The sequence below is a fragment of the Nostoc sp. genome, assembly GCF_036917755.1.
In the GTDB taxonomy this organism is placed as follows: domain Bacteria; phylum Cyanobacteriota; class Cyanobacteriia; order Cyanobacteriales; family Nostocaceae; genus Nostoc.
Genome location: NZ_JBALFC010000138.1, coordinates 11,108 through 26,915 on the forward strand (window position 1 = coordinate 11,108; position 15,808 = coordinate 26,915).

12 protein-coding genes and 2 pseudogenes are annotated in these 15,808 nt (G+C 42.4%); 7 read left to right on the forward strand and 7 right to left on the reverse strand.

Features of this window, described 5'->3' with window-relative positions; genetic code table 11:
- Positions 1-87: 87 nt before the first annotated feature.
- Positions 88-2,751, forward strand: a complete 2,664-nt coding sequence (locus V7L05_RS28935; protein ID WP_335169332.1) for a two-partner secretion domain-containing protein — start codon at positions 88-90, stop codon at positions 2,749-2,751.
- Complete coding sequence (locus tag V7L05_RS28940) at positions 2,717-5,341, forward strand: CHAT domain-containing protein (RefSeq protein WP_335169333.1); 2,625 nt, start codon at positions 2,717-2,719, stop codon at positions 5,339-5,341. Before V7L05_RS28935 ends, V7L05_RS28940 begins: the two co-directional genes overlap by 35 nt.
- A 36-nt stretch (positions 5,342-5,377) precedes the next feature.
- Here the strand turns inward: V7L05_RS28940 and V7L05_RS28945 are convergent, their stop codons facing one another.
- Positions 5,378-6,220, reverse strand: a complete 843-nt coding sequence (locus tag V7L05_RS28945) for a DUF928 domain-containing protein (protein WP_335169335.1) — start codon at positions 6,218-6,220, stop codon at positions 5,378-5,380.
- Between the two features lie 489 nt (positions 6,221-6,709).
- A pseudogene (locus V7L05_RS28950) lies at positions 6,710-6,934 on the reverse strand (transketolase); the annotation flags it as partial.
- A 4-nt stretch (positions 6,935-6,938) separates the two neighbouring features.
- On the opposite strand from V7L05_RS28950, the pseudogene V7L05_RS28955 reads away from it, so the two are divergent.
- Positions 6,939-7,205 (forward strand): annotated as a pseudogene (locus tag V7L05_RS28955) (cytochrome P450); the annotation flags it as partial.
- 377 nt (positions 7,206-7,582) lie between these two features.
- Here the strand turns inward: V7L05_RS28955 and V7L05_RS28960 are convergent.
- The 4 genes from V7L05_RS28960 to V7L05_RS28975 form a co-directional block, all read right to left on the reverse strand.
- Positions 7,583-8,494 (reverse strand): metallophosphoesterase family protein, encoded by a 912-nt coding sequence (locus V7L05_RS28960; protein WP_335169336.1) that lies wholly within the window; start codon positions 8,492-8,494, stop codon positions 7,583-7,585.
- A gap of 87 nt (positions 8,495-8,581) precedes the next feature.
- Positions 8,582-8,977 carry a cupredoxin domain-containing protein gene (locus tag V7L05_RS28965; protein ID WP_334787710.1) on the reverse strand — a complete coding sequence of 132 codons (396 nt, stop codon included), beginning with the start codon at positions 8,975-8,977 and terminating at the stop codon, positions 8,582-8,584.
- Positions 8,978-9,175: 198 nt separating this feature from the next.
- Complete coding sequence (locus V7L05_RS28970) at positions 9,176-9,445, reverse strand: peptidase (protein WP_335169338.1); 270 nt, start codon at positions 9,443-9,445, stop codon at positions 9,176-9,178.
- Positions 9,446-9,455: 10 nt separating this feature from the next.
- Positions 9,456-9,884, reverse strand: coding sequence for a hypothetical protein (locus tag V7L05_RS28975; RefSeq protein WP_335169340.1), 429 nt, complete (start codon positions 9,882-9,884; stop codon positions 9,456-9,458).
- 334 nt (positions 9,885-10,218) lie between these two features.
- Here V7L05_RS28975 and V7L05_RS28980 point away from each other — a divergent pair, with 334 nt between their 5' ends.
- Positions 10,219-10,788 (forward strand): sigma-70 family RNA polymerase sigma factor, encoded by a 570-nt coding sequence (locus tag V7L05_RS28980; RefSeq protein WP_334946251.1) that lies wholly within the window; start codon positions 10,219-10,221, stop codon positions 10,786-10,788.
- A 6-nt stretch (positions 10,789-10,794) separates the two neighbouring features.
- A complete protein-coding gene (locus tag V7L05_RS28985) occupies positions 10,795-11,568 on the forward strand; it encodes an anti-sigma factor (protein WP_335169343.1) in 774 nt (257 codons plus the stop codon).
- Positions 11,569-11,647: 79 nt separating this feature from the next.
- Here V7L05_RS28985 and V7L05_RS28990 read toward each other — a convergent pair whose 3' ends face one another.
- Positions 11,648-12,994, reverse strand: a complete 1,347-nt coding sequence (locus V7L05_RS28990) for a glutamate-cysteine ligase family protein (RefSeq protein WP_335169344.1) — start codon at positions 12,992-12,994, stop codon at positions 11,648-11,650.
- Positions 12,995-13,224: 230 nt separating this feature from the next.
- Here V7L05_RS28990 and V7L05_RS28995 point away from each other — a divergent pair, with 230 nt between their 5' ends.
- Positions 13,225-14,274 (forward strand): BMP family protein, encoded by a 1,050-nt coding sequence (locus V7L05_RS28995; protein ID WP_335169346.1) that lies wholly within the window; start codon positions 13,225-13,227, stop codon positions 14,272-14,274.
- Between the two features lie 6 nt (positions 14,275-14,280).
- On the forward strand, positions 14,281-15,759 hold the full coding sequence (locus V7L05_RS29000) for an ABC transporter ATP-binding protein (RefSeq protein WP_335169348.1): 1,479 nt from the start codon (positions 14,281-14,283) through the stop codon (positions 15,757-15,759).
- The last annotated feature ends 49 nt before the right edge of the window (positions 15,760-15,808 follow it).

A 15,808-nucleotide genomic window follows, 5' to 3' on the forward strand; every position in this document is an offset into this window, starting at 1 on the left:
CTCACTTGTGCATCAGTTGATTATGCTGACACTTATACTCTTGATTGAGGCTTCCTAGCTAAATTTCCTTTTCTATAGGAGAGTGCAATGTCTTTTAGAGCTATGCGTTTGGACTGGTTGCAAGGTCTAGGAATTGCCATTGTCAGTGCCATTCCCTTATATGCAAATATCTCAGTTGCCCAAATCACCCCAGACGGCACTCTCCCAAATAATTCCAATGTGAAATTAGAGGGCAATACCAGGATTATTGAGGGTGGAACCACAAGAGGTGCTAATCTGTTCCACAGCTTTGAGGAGTTCTCTGTTCCCAATGGCAGTACTGCTTTCTTCAATAATGCACTGAATATTCAGAACATCCTGACACGAGTAACAGGTAAGTCAATTTCTAATATTGATGGCTTAATTCGTGCTAACGATAAAGCAAACTTATTCCTACTTAATCCCAATGGTATTGTTTTTGGGCAGAATGCACAGTTGAACATCGGCGGTTCCTTTGTCGCCACAACAGCCAATGCCATTGGGTTTGGCAATTTGGGATATTTCAGCGCCTTGAATCCAGAAGCACCTTCACCCTTGTTAACAGTAAATCCAAATACCTTATTATTCAATCAAATTGGGGCTTCCCCAATTCAAAATAGTTCAACTGCGCCAGCAGGGAAAGACCCAGCCCGTTTGGACGCTTTTGGTTTACGAGTTCGAGATGGTAGAAGTTTACTGCTAGTAGGCGGTAATGTCAGTATGGATGGTGGAAGATTGAATGCTTTCGGTGGGCGAGTTGAATTGGGAGGATTGGTGGGCACAGGAGCGGTTATCCTGAGTGTGAATGACAATAATCTGAGTCTGAGTTTTCCCTCTGAGGTGGCACGCAGTGATGTGTCGCTCACTAATGGTGTTCAAGTGAATGTGCGTGGTGATAATAGTGGCAGTATTGTGGTTAATGCTCGTTCCCTAAAGCTTGAAGGAACAAGCACACTACAAGCGGGAATTGCTGAAGGCTTAGGATCGGCTAAAAGTATTGCCGGAAATATTGAAGTGAATACACAAGCAGCAATTAATCTTAAGGATGGAAGCTCAATTGCAAATATAGTGCCATTTGGGGTCACTGGAAAGGTAGGAAACATCAACATCGCTACAAGCTCACTGTCTCTGACTAGTGGCGGTCTACTGTCTGCAAGCAATTTGGGACAGGGGGATGCGGGTAACATTACCATTTCTGCCCCAAACGGGATTAGCTTGAATGGGGCAGCAATGTTCAGTGGTATAGAATCACCAGACACTATGGGTAAGGGGGGTGATATCAACATCACTACAAGCTCACTGTCTCTAACCAATGCCGCCCAACTCTATGCCAGTAATCGTGGACGTGGAGATGCGGGTAAGATCACCATTTCTGCTCAGAAGCAGATTTCCTTGGAGAATGGCGGAGCGATCTTTAGTAAAGTGGAATCACAAGGGGTAGGCAATGGAGGTGATATTAATATCGCTACAAGCTCACTGTCTCTGACTAGTGGCGGTCTACTGTCTGCAAGCAATTTGGGACAGGGAGATGCGGGTAACATTACCATTTCTGCCCCAAACGGGATTAGCTTGAATGGGGCAGCAATGTTCAGTGGTATAGAATCACCAGACACTATGGGCAAGGGGGGTGATATCAACATCACTACAAGCTCACTGTCTCTAACCAATGCCGCCCAACTCTATGCCAGTAATCGTGGACGTGGAGATGCGGGTAAGATCACCATTTCTGCTCAGAAGCAGATTTCCTTGGAGAATGGCGGAGCGATCTTTAGTAAAGTGGAATCACAAGGGGTAGGCAATGGAGGTGATATTAATATCGCTACAAGCTCACTGTCTCTGACTAGTGGCGGTCTACTAAATGTTAACAACTTGGGACAGGGGACTGCTGGAGATATCGAAGTTATCTCTAACTCTATTCAGCTAGACAACCAAGCTGATATCCAAGCTGAAACTACATCTGGTCATGGTGGTAACATCACCTTACCAGTCGAAGACTTGTTAATATTGCGTCACAACAGCCAAATCTCCACCAGTGCGGGCACTGCTCAAGCAGGCGGCGATGGTGGTAACATCATCATCAACGTCCCTAATGGTTTCCTCGTCGCTGTGCCCAGAGAAAACAGCGACATCACAGCCAATGCCTTCGAGGGTCGAGGGGGTAATATCAAAATTACAGCCCAAGCCGTCTTTGGTATTCAACGCCAGGAACAACAAACCCCTGAAAGTGACATCACTGCCAGTTCTGAATTGGGAATCAATGGCACGGTGCAAATTAATACACCTGATGTAAACCCTAGTAACGGCTTAGTCGAACTCCCCACTAATCTAGTTGATGCTTCTAGGCAAATTTCCAATGCCTGCACACCTGGAACTCGGCAATTCCAAAATACATTTGTAGCAACAGGACGCGGCGGATTACCCATGAGTCCCACTGAACCATTACAAGATTCAAGTACTGTGTCTGCGTGGGTGAAATTAAGAGCAAAACCAGAAAATTTGGCAAACACAAAGCCTGTGCCACAACCAACAGCAGTTTCAACTACTCCCATTGCTGCTACAACTCCAATTGTGGAAGCTTCTGGCTGGGTAATCGATCGCAATGGAAACATACAACTAGTAGCACAAGTTCCTCAACTCAACCCCCACAGCCCTTGGCAAACACCTGCTTCCTGTCCTGTATCTCAGGGAGGTGTGAAATATGGCAAAACTTCAGCTGCCAAAGCGAGTAGTTAGATTTGCGATAACTCCCGTAGTCCTATTTACCCTTGCTGTTTTCGTGACTATTATCCCTAGTACATTTGCTAAACAAATCCAGACAAATTCACCAAACGGGTTTCACATCCAAACCAATAAACCCCCAGGCACAACACCACAGGAACTTCTTGAGCAAGGAGAAGCGCTTTATCAAGCTGGACGCTTTACTGAAGCAGTAACTATTTTACAACAAGCTGTCCGTACCTATCAACAACAAAGTAATAACCTCGCACAAGCCGCAGCGCTGACTAACCTCTGTCTTGTATACCAGCAACTCGGCTCCTGGAAAGAAGCTTATGCAACTATTGACAATAGCTTAAATTTGCTTGGTTGGAATGAGATAAATCAAAAGTTAAATGTCAACAATCCCAAATCTGAATTGTTAGAAATTCTTGCACAAACTCTAAATATTCAGGGCGAATTGCAATTAGCAGACGGACAAACTGATGCATCTATAAAAACATCACAACAAGCAGAGCAAATCTGGAAGAAATTAGGTGACAATGCTGGAGTAACGCGCAGCCGGATTAACCAAGCACAAGCTCTACGAGTTGCTGGTTTTTACCGCCGTAGCTTAGATATATTAAATGAAGTATCCCAACAATTAATTTCCCAACCTGACTCACCTGTAAAAGTAACAGCTTTGCGATCGCTTGGCAATGTCTTACAACAATTAGGCGAACTTGAGTTATCCCAGAAAAACTTACAACAAAGCTTAGAAATCGCTCAACGTCTGCAACTGCCTCTAGAAATTAGTTTGACGGAATTTAGCCTTGGTAATACTGCTAGGTCGTTAAGTAATATTAAAGGTGCGATCGCTCATTATGAAAATGCTGCCAAAATTGCACCAAACCCTCTGGCCAAAGTTCAAGCCCTGATTAATCAGCTGAGTTTACTTGTCGAAAACGAACGCATCACTCAAGCAAAGTCATTAATACCGACAATCCAATCTCAAGTCCCGAATCTGCCTACCAATCAAGCTGGTATTTATGCACGGATAAATTTTGCTCAGACTTTGACCCCAATTGGTAATAAAAAAGACATTGCAGAGATTCTGGCAAGTAGCGTTCAGCAAGCCAAAATAATTGGCGATAAACGTGCCGAATCCTATGCACTGGGCAGCTTGGGAGAAGTTTACGAGCAGAACCAACAATTGCAAGAAGCACAAGATTTGACGCAGCAAGCGTTGTTTATGGCTCAAAAAATTAATGCCTCAGATATAGCTTATCGCCTTGAGTGGCAGTTAGGACGCTTACTCAAAGCACAGGGAAATATCCCAGCCGCCATATCTGCTTATGATGTTGCTGTCACAACTCTTCAATCTCTTCGTAGTGATTTAGTTGCGGTTAATCGAGAGGTGCAGTTCAATTTTCGCGATCGCATAGAACCGCTTTATCGGCAATCTGTAGAGTTGATTTTACAACAGAAAGGACAAGGAAAACCAGATTTAGATAAAGCACGTCAGCGAATGGAAGCCTTGCAAGTCGCAGAACTCGACAATTTTTTCCGAGAAGCTTGCCTGAACAACCAATCTGTGGTATTGGACAAAGTAGTAGACCACGATAACCCAAATACTGCTATTTTCTACCCGATTATCCTAGATAACCAGTTAGAAATTATTATCAAACTTCCCAATAAACCGTTGATGCATAAAACTTCTAAAGTCAACCATCAGCAAGTAGAGCAAATTATTACAAAAATACGAGAGACAATAGTCCAACCCGATGCTAATCAGCAATTTAAAGCAGTTTCTCAACAGCTTTATAACTGGTTAATTAAACCAGTTGAAACAGACCTTAAAAATAGTAAAGTTAATACTCTAGTCTTTATTCCAGATGGGTTATTGCGAAATATCCCAATGTCTGCATTATATGATGGCAAAGAGTATTTAGTCCAAAAATACTCTGTAGTTATTAGTCCCGGACTGCAACTATTTACTCCCAAACCTCTAGGACAGAAAAAATTAAATGCCCTGGCTGGAGGACTATCGCAACCACCCAAAAATGAAAATTTTGCAGCGCTTCCCTACGTTAAGGTTGAACTGAAATTAATTCAGGAATCAGGGGTATCGACAACTACATTATTGGATAAAAATTTTACCAGTACGACTTTAGCAAAAACCATCAATGCTCAACCTTTTCAAATTGTTCACTTGGCAACTCACGGGCAATTTAGCTCTCAAGCAAAAGACACATTTATCCTAGCAGATGATGGACGCATCAATGTGAGTGAATTAGATAGTTTGCTCAAAAGTAGAGAGCAAAAACGCACAGAGCCAGTTGAATTACTTGTTTTAAGTGCTTGCGAAACAGCAGCAGGAGATAACCGAGCTGTATTAGGATTAGCAGGAGTTGCTCTGCGTGCTGGTGCGCGGAGTACTTTAGCCTCTCTATGGCAAATTGGTGATAACTCCACAGCTTTGTTTATTGATGAGTTCTACCGCCAGTTAGTGCAGGTTAAAACTACGGCAGAAGCTTTACGTTTTGCTCAATTAAAACTACTTGAATCTCCCGAATACAGCCGTCCGATGTACTGGGCATCCTACGTGTTAGTTGGTAATTGGTTGTAGAGATTTAGACTTATAGATACTTTGTTGGATATTAAATTATTGGCGGTTTGGTAAATTGACTATAGGAGCCTTAGCAAGATTATCCAAATTGATGGAGTGCAATAAAGTCTGCCAATCTTCTTGAATAAATGCATTATTAGAATGAGTAATGCGTATTAGTGCCAGCATATTTAAAGCGTCAAACCAAATCCCTTTTTCAGCATAGATTATAATCTTCTGTCGAGGATTAGTTGCTGCTTCTAATTGTTGCATAACACGAGAATCTAAATTGATTCTTTTAATATCGCCTTCTACATACACAGGAATGCTTGCTGCCTCTTGCTTACAATGTACTTTTAAATACCAGCGATATGTCTGATCTACTTTTAATGAAGCAGTACTAGGGAGAGAAATACCAATGACACTTGGCTTTGAAGGTAGCGCGATCGCATTTCTATAAATATCATTTTCGGCGCTATCCTGTAAGCTAAATTCAGCCCTTGAGTTAGACAAATCTTTAGTGTAAGGGATGTAAAACCAAAACGTCGGACGTTCAGAAGTGGTTAGTCCCTCTACAACCCCGATAATTGATTTATTTGCCTGTCCGCCAACCTTTTGTTCCTCTTGAAATGGTACTAAGGCGGTGAGCGGGGTTCCAACCGCAGGGCAATTATCTCGACTACCCATTCCGGCTCTCCGCCCAGATACAGGACTTAACCGAGCAGGTGTTTTTGGCAAAATAAAAACTGGTCTAGAGGTAGGTTGCTGAGGTGAAGCAGGTGTTTTGACTGGTTGTGCAGGCTGTTTATTAGTGACTGGTTGTTTGGTTTGATCTGTTGCTTGTGCTGAATATTGGGTAATGCTAATCAAAATCAGAGCAGTTGTTAAGATCCATTTCATTGACTTAACGAGGTAAAATTTTTGCTTGTTGCGATCGTCATCATAAAGGTTAGCGTAGCATTTGGTTAAAGAAGTCGTTCGTCTGAAGTACAGTTTTGTAACGGGGATTTAGCGAGAAACGCGGTCTTGGGCTTTGCCCAAGTGGAGCGATTTCTCAAGACAGCGCTGCATTGCGGTCTTGGGGTCTCCCCTCTTGTGCAACTTTGTAAGACAGAACAAGACTTACATACTTGCGGCTTCTTTTGTAGCCGGGGACTTAAACCCACCGAATGAAAGTTAAATTAATTCATCATGGCTGTAGTCAGGAGCTACAAGAATATAATTGATGCACATCAAAATCTGAAAAATCAGCTATGGGAATCATAAGTTAGCGATCGCCAAGAGCCAACAAAGTATCAGCCGCTTGGTATCGGATCATAATGTGGTTGCCCGCCTAGACACAGCAAGCTTTTGAGTACCATTACAATCACAAACTGATTCATCCCGCATTTAGGCAACGCCCTTGGTTGATACCCAAGCAGATTGTCTAACGAGCGATCGCACAGCCTCGACAATAGAAGAAGCGTCAATTTTTGCTGCATGAAGTAGTTCTTCAGGAGTACCAGAACCGGGCAGATCCCGCACAGCTAGTTTGATTAGGTTTAGTGGCAATCCACCAGAGGCAAAAGCATCTATACCCACAAAAGCATCGAGGACAGAGGCACCCAGTCCACCTTAACAATTTAATCCCGAACGTTTTTTAGAACGCCAGTATTCCCCTTGGGAGTTCATTCCATTTGGTGGTGGAAGTTGGCGATGTTTAGGATATACCCTGGCTTTGTTAGAAATGAAGTTAGTCCTGGCAACCGTTTTATCTAATTATCAACTTGCATTGGTGGAAAATAAACCTGTTAAACTGCAAAGACGTGGGTTTACCCTTGCTCCTGATGGTGGAGTTCGGATGATGATGATTAAAAAACGAATTACACAGATTGTAAGGGCGTAAGAGCGATTCTAAAAATTTTGAAAGTCTTTTGAGATAAGAGTTACAGGACTAGCCCTTTCAAGGTCACTGATAAAATATCTGCTTTCCTCTCTGCGTTCTCCGTGCCTGGAGCGGTTTAAAAGTTATTTATTGAACCTTATTAGGCGCAGAGAACACAGAGAAAAGAGGAATTATTATCGAAAAATTTTACCCACCTTGAAAGAGCTATTACGCATTGACAAGAAATACCAAATATGTTTCAGGTGAAAAACCACATCTTTCGTAGGGGTTTAGCATGGCTTTTCCCCTACAGCATCGTCTATTTACGACCAAAGGATAATTATTACTCCCCAAGGTTTATCACTACGTCCACACGTTTGGGTACTTCTATCGAGACTCTAAGCCAGAGAATGCTGGTCAATTTTGACATCATTACCAGGTATAAATTCCAATGTGCGGAAACCCAACACAGCCAGTAAATCCTTTTCTGGTAACTTGACTGGAGCAGGTTTTTCAGCTTTTCCTGGCGCAGGTAACGGATAGGAAACAGATGCAGCTGTACTAAATCGAATGTTACCTTCGCTATGTTGAATTACTTGATGAATGTGACCACTGAGGACGGTAACAGAAGAAAAGCGGGATAATAACGAGAGTACTTTGCCTGAGTCTGCGGTTGCCCAACCCCATTGAGGATAAAGATTATACAAAGGAATGTGACTAAAAATAACTATTGGCGTGTCTTGTTTCTGCGCTGCGAGGTCTTTTACTAGTAAATCTAGTTGCGCTTGGCCGAGTTTCCCTTGACCGGTTTCCCCAAATTCCAGCACATTGGTCAGGGAAATCAAATGCACGCCATTATAGTCCCATATTTGCAAACCTTCTCTTTTATCCTTTTGGCTGAATGCTTCTCCATAAGCTTTCCCCCTGTCTCCGATGGTGTCATGTTCGCCAGGGAGGGTAAACAGTGGTGCTTTCAATTGGGAAAGAAATTGTTTTGCCGTGTCAAATTCCTCCGGTTTGGAAAGGTGAGTGATGTCTCCAGTATGAACAATGAATGCTGGTGGTGTGGATAGTGAATTTATGGCGTTGATGGTTTGTTGCAGAGTGGCAGTAACGTGGGGGTTCGCTTCCTTATTGAAACCTAGATGTGTGTCGCTGATTTGCACAAATGATAAGGGTGCAGAATTTGCTAATTTCTTGCCTTGCGAATCTCTGACCGAACAGGATGCAAGTAAACCATTTTCCCCCACTACCCACAGAATACCAAGACCAGTCCAGCCAACGTGTTCAATAAACTTTCTACGTCTCATTTTGTTTTCCTATTTAAAGTGAAAGTTGCTTTGCTTTAAGTCAAAAGTCAAAAGCACTCTTGTATTTTATGAGTACCTTTTTACTTTTTACTTTTTACTTGTGTTAACAGTAATTGTTCCTTGCATGTAGGGATGAATAGAACACAAGTAAGGGAAAGTTCCTGGCTGCGTGAAAGTGTGTTTCCAAACTTGATCCCCATCCAGCCCCTTAGAATCAAAAGAGCCATCTTTGGCGGTAATGGTATGTGGTTCCTCATCTTGGTTGACGAACTGCACAGTTTCACCAGCACCTATCTTGAAATTTGACGGTAAGTATTTGAAATTGACAATTTTGACGGTAGGATTTGCGGTATTGGCGGTAATTTCCTGCGGTTGGGGTGTAGGTGTTACAGATTGTCGGTTAGGGGTGCAGGATGATAAAGAAAACACAATTACCAGAATTGCAGAAGCAAGTCCTTGAAGCAAGTAAGAGATATATTTCATATATCGATAGAACCGAAAGTTATTAAGGAATTGCACCAGACAACGCACAAATACAACAGATAAAAATCGGCTATTTGTTGCATTTTTACTTTTTCAGGACTTACGCAAGATGTGACCGAAAACCTTATTCTTGCGTAGCGGTAATTCATGAATTACCGCTACTGTCGTTATCTTTTGCGTAAGTCCTGTTTTTACTTGTTATGACTTGCGCCGTTGAGAAAATAAACCCGTCATATTTAGTCCGGTGCCAATTAAACTCAGCAATCCCAATCCGTTGAATACGGGTAAAATTGCTGACAGTCCCAAAAATTGGAAGGTATGAATTTTGAGAAGAAATCCGACTAATTGGGCTTGATGCAACCACTCATCCGCAACTGTCATGGCAATACCTGTAACTGCGGTGATAATTAGTGGTAAGCAGATTGTAAGTGCAATTAGTCGGTGATATTTGCGGAAGACTAATCTCATGATCAAATTCCTAATCTTGTTCTAAGGCTTGTAGTTGTGCTTCTAGTGCGTTTAAATATCCTTGGTCAGATAGAGTTTGCTCTGGTAGTAGCTTTGCCTTCACCGCACCTTGAAGAATATCTTTAGCTGTTAGCATTCCCGACTGATGCGCGTTCAACAGGGCATTCCCACTCTCGATACCTACATTTTTTAAGTAGCCACGTTCAGCCATAAAAGCCAGATTGGAAGGATTAATTTGACTGGCTTTGGCACTGTTTGCCACGACTGAATTATATGTAATTGAGGTTTGTGCTTCAGCAGTGGTTGCTAGTACAGGAGATATTAACAAAGCTGATAAAATTGGGAGAATGTAACGTTGCATATTTCTACCTCGTGAATAGAGTTGTTGGGATAAAGCAATGAAAGCAGGTAGGGGAAAACCTACCCAACTTGTTTTCATCTGGGTGATGTGTAAGTGAAAAAGGCTATTTTAGTAGAGACACAATTAAATAGAGTGCGCGGGTTCTATTTGAGAGAGACTCACACGCCATTAACGGCATCGTGTCTCTACAATCAAGCATTACCGAAATCAATAATTGTGTGGGTTAGTGTTCGCTTCTATTCCTATAACGAACGAGATGAGAATTTGGATTTAATCTCAATCTAAAATCCAAAATCTCAAATCTCAAATCCAATTGCCTCCGTCAATCGTTATATAAATAGAAGTAAAACCTTTGCGATCGCCAACCAAATGGTGTAATCTGATATCCACGCAGGTATATTCACACCCCAGCATGGAGTCACATTCTCCCCCGCACCAGACAGATACAGAGTTGCTCCACGCCCTGAAAGCAAAACATCCAGGTGCGTTAAGTATTCTCTATGACCGTTACGGTCAGGTTGTCTACGGAATTGCACTGAAAGTATTGCAAAACCCGCAGGAAGCGGAGGATTTAACACAGGAGATTTTTCTGGCTTTGTGGCGCAATCCGACTGTCAATCCCAACCACAGTCATTTCCTGCGTTATCTGATAACGATGACGCGCTCAAGGGCAATAGATAAAATCCGCTCTCGGAGTCGCACCCTGAATCTCTTGCACCGCTTTGGGCAAACAGTCACCGCCGAAACCCTGTCTCCAACTCCGGTTGAGCAAGCTGAGTTAACAGAACGCCAAGCAGCCGTTCGCTCTGCCCTTACCCAACTGCCAGACAACCAACGTCAGATTATAGAGATGGCTTATGATGCTGGACTTAGCCAGTCGGAGATTGCTCAACAACTAGATGTACCATTAGGAACAGTGAAAACTTGGACACGCCAAGGACTGCTGAAGCTAAAACAAATATTACTTGATGCTATTGATTAGTTACCTATGACTGCACCAGAAAATTTTCAATATGTACAACAGTTAGCAGCAGGCTATGTCGTGGGTGAACTGTCTCCTGATGAAGCTCTTGAGTTTCAGCAGATGCTCGCAGAAAATCCATCCTTGGCAGTGGAAGTAGAGCAGTTACAGCAAGTATTAGATGAAGTGGTTTATGGTTTAAATGCTGTTGAGCCACCACCGCATTTGCGTGCAGCTATCCTCAGCAATTTAAAGGACGTAGAGACTGAAAATTTCTTCGCGTCCCAGCGTCGTCCGGTTAGCGCTTTTCCCTATAGTCTCTCCTGGCGCAAAATCATCGGCAGTGTCGCGGCACTATTAATTTTGTATTTGGGAATAGAGAACTACCACTTGCGTATAGAATTGCAGATAGCTGATAATCTCAAGACACTGCTGCAACAAAAAGCAACCCGCCTGTTTCCCTTAAGGGGTGTGAATGTAGCAAAAGCAGCAAGCGGCAGTTTTGTGCTGAATCTGGAACAGCAAACAGGTGTGATTGCGATTCAAAATGTTCCCCCTCAGCCTGTTGGAACTGTTTACCGACTTTGGGCAGTTGTTGAGGGCGAAAAAATCCCGTGCGGACAGCTTCCTGCCAGTACACAGGGTAAGATTGTCGAAAAATTTGCGATGCCTGCTGATTTCTATGATGCGGGGATATCAGAAATGTTTGTGACGCTGGAGACATCCACTGACCATCGGTATCCACTAGGTCCGGTAGTCATGAAGAGTGCTTTTATCTTTGGTAATGGTAGTAAACTTTAATATCCGCTCTCTACGGTACGATCAATCGAGCGATCGCAATCCAGACATAATCTATGGGGTTTACCCAGACGTCAACCTCCTAATGCTGTTGTAGTAACAATCGTTCATCAGTATCCAAGGCTGTTAGGGGATTTTCTATGTCTATCCATGAAAGCTGTGCTTCTAGTTTCTCACAACAAGAGCGCACTAAACGCAAACCGGCATCTAATGAAAGTTGAGCAGTTGTTGGGGTAAACTCTTGCAAGATCCTGGCTTCTATTGTCTGATACTGATCAAGGTGTCTGCTGAGTTTTGCCAAAAAATTTGCTCCTTCCCCACCTAGTGCGCTGGCAAACTGCAAAATTGAATCGACGTAAGCCCTAACTTTGGGGTTTTTAACTCCCTCTGTAGCTGAGGTATAGAGCAATTCACCTGATAGATATTCAAAATCTGGTACATACAGGTGATTGCCAACTAATTCAAATATCTGCATTCCTTTAGCTGGTCTTACTGTTAACTTCTCGCGCCTGACTCGATGAGCCACTTTTTCCAGCAATGTAATTATAGCTAAAATTACGGATGGAAAGTTACTATCTATACACCTTATTTCTACTGTGCCGAGTTTGTTGAGTCTAACTGGATTCCAAGCTGACTTGAGTAAGCTAACTCCCGCTTCTTTGAACAGGTTCGGTTCAATTCCGGCTTTTTCCATCGCTTGCAACCAAGCATAATAACGAGCGAACTGCTGCTCAACTAAATCCTCGACACTATCGGCATAAGGCATGAGTCCGCCGACAGGCTGTAAATTGGTGTAAACGCCTTCCCAGCCAAAAGTTTTACTACCTCGATAACGAATTGTATGCGCGGCTAGCCCGAACGCCTGTCCTTCATAAAAAGGACACGCCCGCGTCAGAGAAATAAGTGCGGAGTCGCAAGCTGTAGCTAAATTATAGATATTTAATAGTTCTTCTCGCTCTGCCGATGTCGAGTTGTAGGATACTGCAACACGAGGGTCAATTACCCCAGGCGGGACTTCCAAATGCAGGTGTGTACCTGTACATTTTCCCGCGTGCAAAAATTTTGGCAAGCCGACAGTCCGCGCTTGGATATGGTAATTAGGGTGATCTCGCATAACTGGCATAGTATGCAAAGGATAGCTAGACAGAGGATAAAGGCGTAAACCCATCTGTTGCGCTACAGAGAGCGCCAATTTGAGATTTTTGAGATAAACTCTAGCTAGCTCTGTGCCAGTATACGCTGGTGGTGTGTTAATTTCTACCATACTTTTAACGAACTCCGGCACGAAGTAACTTGGGTTTAAACCTTGTGCTTGAGCCATTAAGTGACAACCCTGCAAAAACTCATCAGCGCGATCGCTCAGATGACCAACTTCATCTACCAGAAAAAACTCTTGCTCAATACCGATACGACGCTTGATTACATCCATCTAGACCTCCGCAAGCTTACTCCCGCCACAGCACATCGTCATGATTGAGGTAATGTTTATCTGCGGTAATAGGCATTGTAACAGTGATAGGATATCAAGCATGGGCTGTTTATGGGTTTTGAGTTGTCGTTGTGAGAGCGTTTATCTGCGGTAATAGGCATTGTAACAGTGATAGGATATCAGCCAAGTTGCCTTCTTCACTAAAATGATCATATATGATCAGGTAGCATATGATACTATATTTTCCTCGACGTAAATTTGTTTTGTATGGTTCAGCTACTTTCGCTACTAGCCTATTACTGAAAGCTTGCAGGAGCAATCAAAGCACGACACCAACAGTTAGCAGTAGTGGGGAAGGTTTTAAAATTGCGATCGCACTCCCTGGAATGATCACTGATCAAGCTTGGAATCAGTCTGGTTACGAAGGCTTAACCCTTGCAAAACAAAAGCTGGGTGCAGAAGTTGCATATCTCGAACAAGTCGCCCAAGCAGATCAAACAGAAGCATTAACAGACTTTGCCCGCAAGGGTTATAATGTTATATTCGCCCACGGTGGACAATTTGATGCAGCCATAGAGCAAGTTGCTCCACAATTTCCCAATACATTTTTTGTGGGTGTAAATGGTAATAACAAGGGAAAAAATATTGCCTCTTTGCGAATAGATCATTTGCAAGGTAGTTATTTATGTGGCATTATTGGCGCGGCTATCACTAAATCTAATAAATTAGCTTATATTGCTGGACAAGAATTCCCCGCTACCCAAGAAGAACTACGGGGATTTAAATTAGGAGCCAAATCAGTTAAACCCAATATTCAAATTACTTCTACATTTCTAGGTGATTGGAATGACGTTGCTAAGGCAAAATCAGCTACACTTGCCTTAATTTCTTCGGGTGCTGATGTAATTTATCAATGGTTAGATAGTTCTTCAGCCGCAGTTTTACAAGCAGCGAGCGATCGAGGAGTTTATGCTTTTGGTAATACAAAAGACCAATTAGATGTTGCTCCCAAAGCAGTGTTAACAAGTGCAGTTAAACGATTAGATATAGCAATAGCTTATTTAGCAGAACTCGCAAAACAAAAACAACTCAAAGGGCAGATATATACTATAGGTTTAGAAAGAAAAGATATATTATATTTAGGTAAATTTGGGGCAGCAGTACCGGAAACAGTTAAACAAAATGCTTTGAAAGTACAACAGGCAATTGTCGATAAAAAAATTATCTTTGAAAATTGTCAGGAAGCTGGTAAAGATACCCGTTGTGTCAAAAAAGCATGAACCTCAATGTATTTACGTTTAGAAAATATTAGTAAATGCTTTAACTCATTTGTTGCTAATCAGAATATTAGCTTCAGTGTTGATGCTGGTAAAATTCATGGGATTTTAGGTGAGAATGGTGCAGGGAAGACGACTTTGATGAACATTATTAGTGGTCTATATCAACCTGATACTGGAAAAATTTATCTAGAAGATAAACCAGTAAAAATTACCTCTCCAAAGGGCGCAATCAAACTAGGGATAGGCATGGTATATCAACATTTTATGCTTGTGCCTAAGTTAACTGTTATCGAAAATATCATCCTGGGTAGAGAAAATAGTTGGTGCTTAAATCTGCGGCAAAAACAAGGAGAAATTGCGGCTTTATCCCAAACTTATGGGCTAGAAATTGACCCTACAGATAAAATAGAAAATTTACCAGTAGGGACACAACAGCGAGTAGAAATTCTCAAAGTGTTATATCGCCAAGCCCAACTATTAATTCTCGATGAACCAACAGCAGTTTTGACACCAACAGAAGTTGAATCATTAATTAATATCTTGCGACAACTGGCGGCGGCTGGCAAGACGATTATTTTTATTAGCCACAAGTTAGAAGAGGTAATCAATCTCTGCGATACAGTCACAGTATTACGACGAGGTAAAGTAGTAGCGACAACGACAGCTAAAGAAGTAACTCCTCAGCAATTAGCAGAATTGATGGTGGGACGCGAAGTAGCTTTACAAGTGAATAAATCTGCATCTGTACCGGGAAAAGTGATAGCATCGGTACAAAATTTGCAAGTTGTTGATGATAGAAATATTCCTGCTGTCCGCAATGTTTCATTTCAATTACGGGCTGGGGAAATTTTAGGAATTGCTGGTGTAGATGGCAATGGACAACGAGAATTAGCTGATGCGATCGCAGGTTTAAGAACTATTAACAAGGGTAAGATTGAGTTTAGTAGCTCCTGTACTCGTCAGAGAATAGGTTACATTCCTGAAGATCGGCAAAAAATGGGTTTGGTGTTGCAGTTTAGCATTGCCCAAAACTTGATTTTGAATGCTTTTAAAAACTTGCCATTCTGCCGCAATTTTTTATTACAACCACTAGTAATCAAAAATTATGCTCAAGTTGTCATGGAAGAATTTGATATTCGGGCGACTGCGGAAGATATCAAGGTAAGCCAACTATCGGGGGGAAATCAACAAAAGGTAGTATTGGCGAGAGAATTGGCGGGAGAACCAAATTTAATTATAGCGATGCAACCCACACGGGGATTAGATGTCGGAGCGACAGCCGCAGTTCATTCTCAGTTGTTAGCACAACGCGATCGCGGTGCCGCAATCTTGTATATTTCTATAGAGTTAGAACAAGTGATGGCAATGAGCGCTCGCATTGCCGTAATCTACAGAGGAGAGTTTGTCGCTATTTTGGATGCACAGACAGCGACATTAGAGGAGATTGGTTTATTGATGGCTGGGGGACAAATAGAGAATCAATAAATTAATGCTCATAAGAGTGATCGCATTGCCGTAATCCATAAGTGATTGA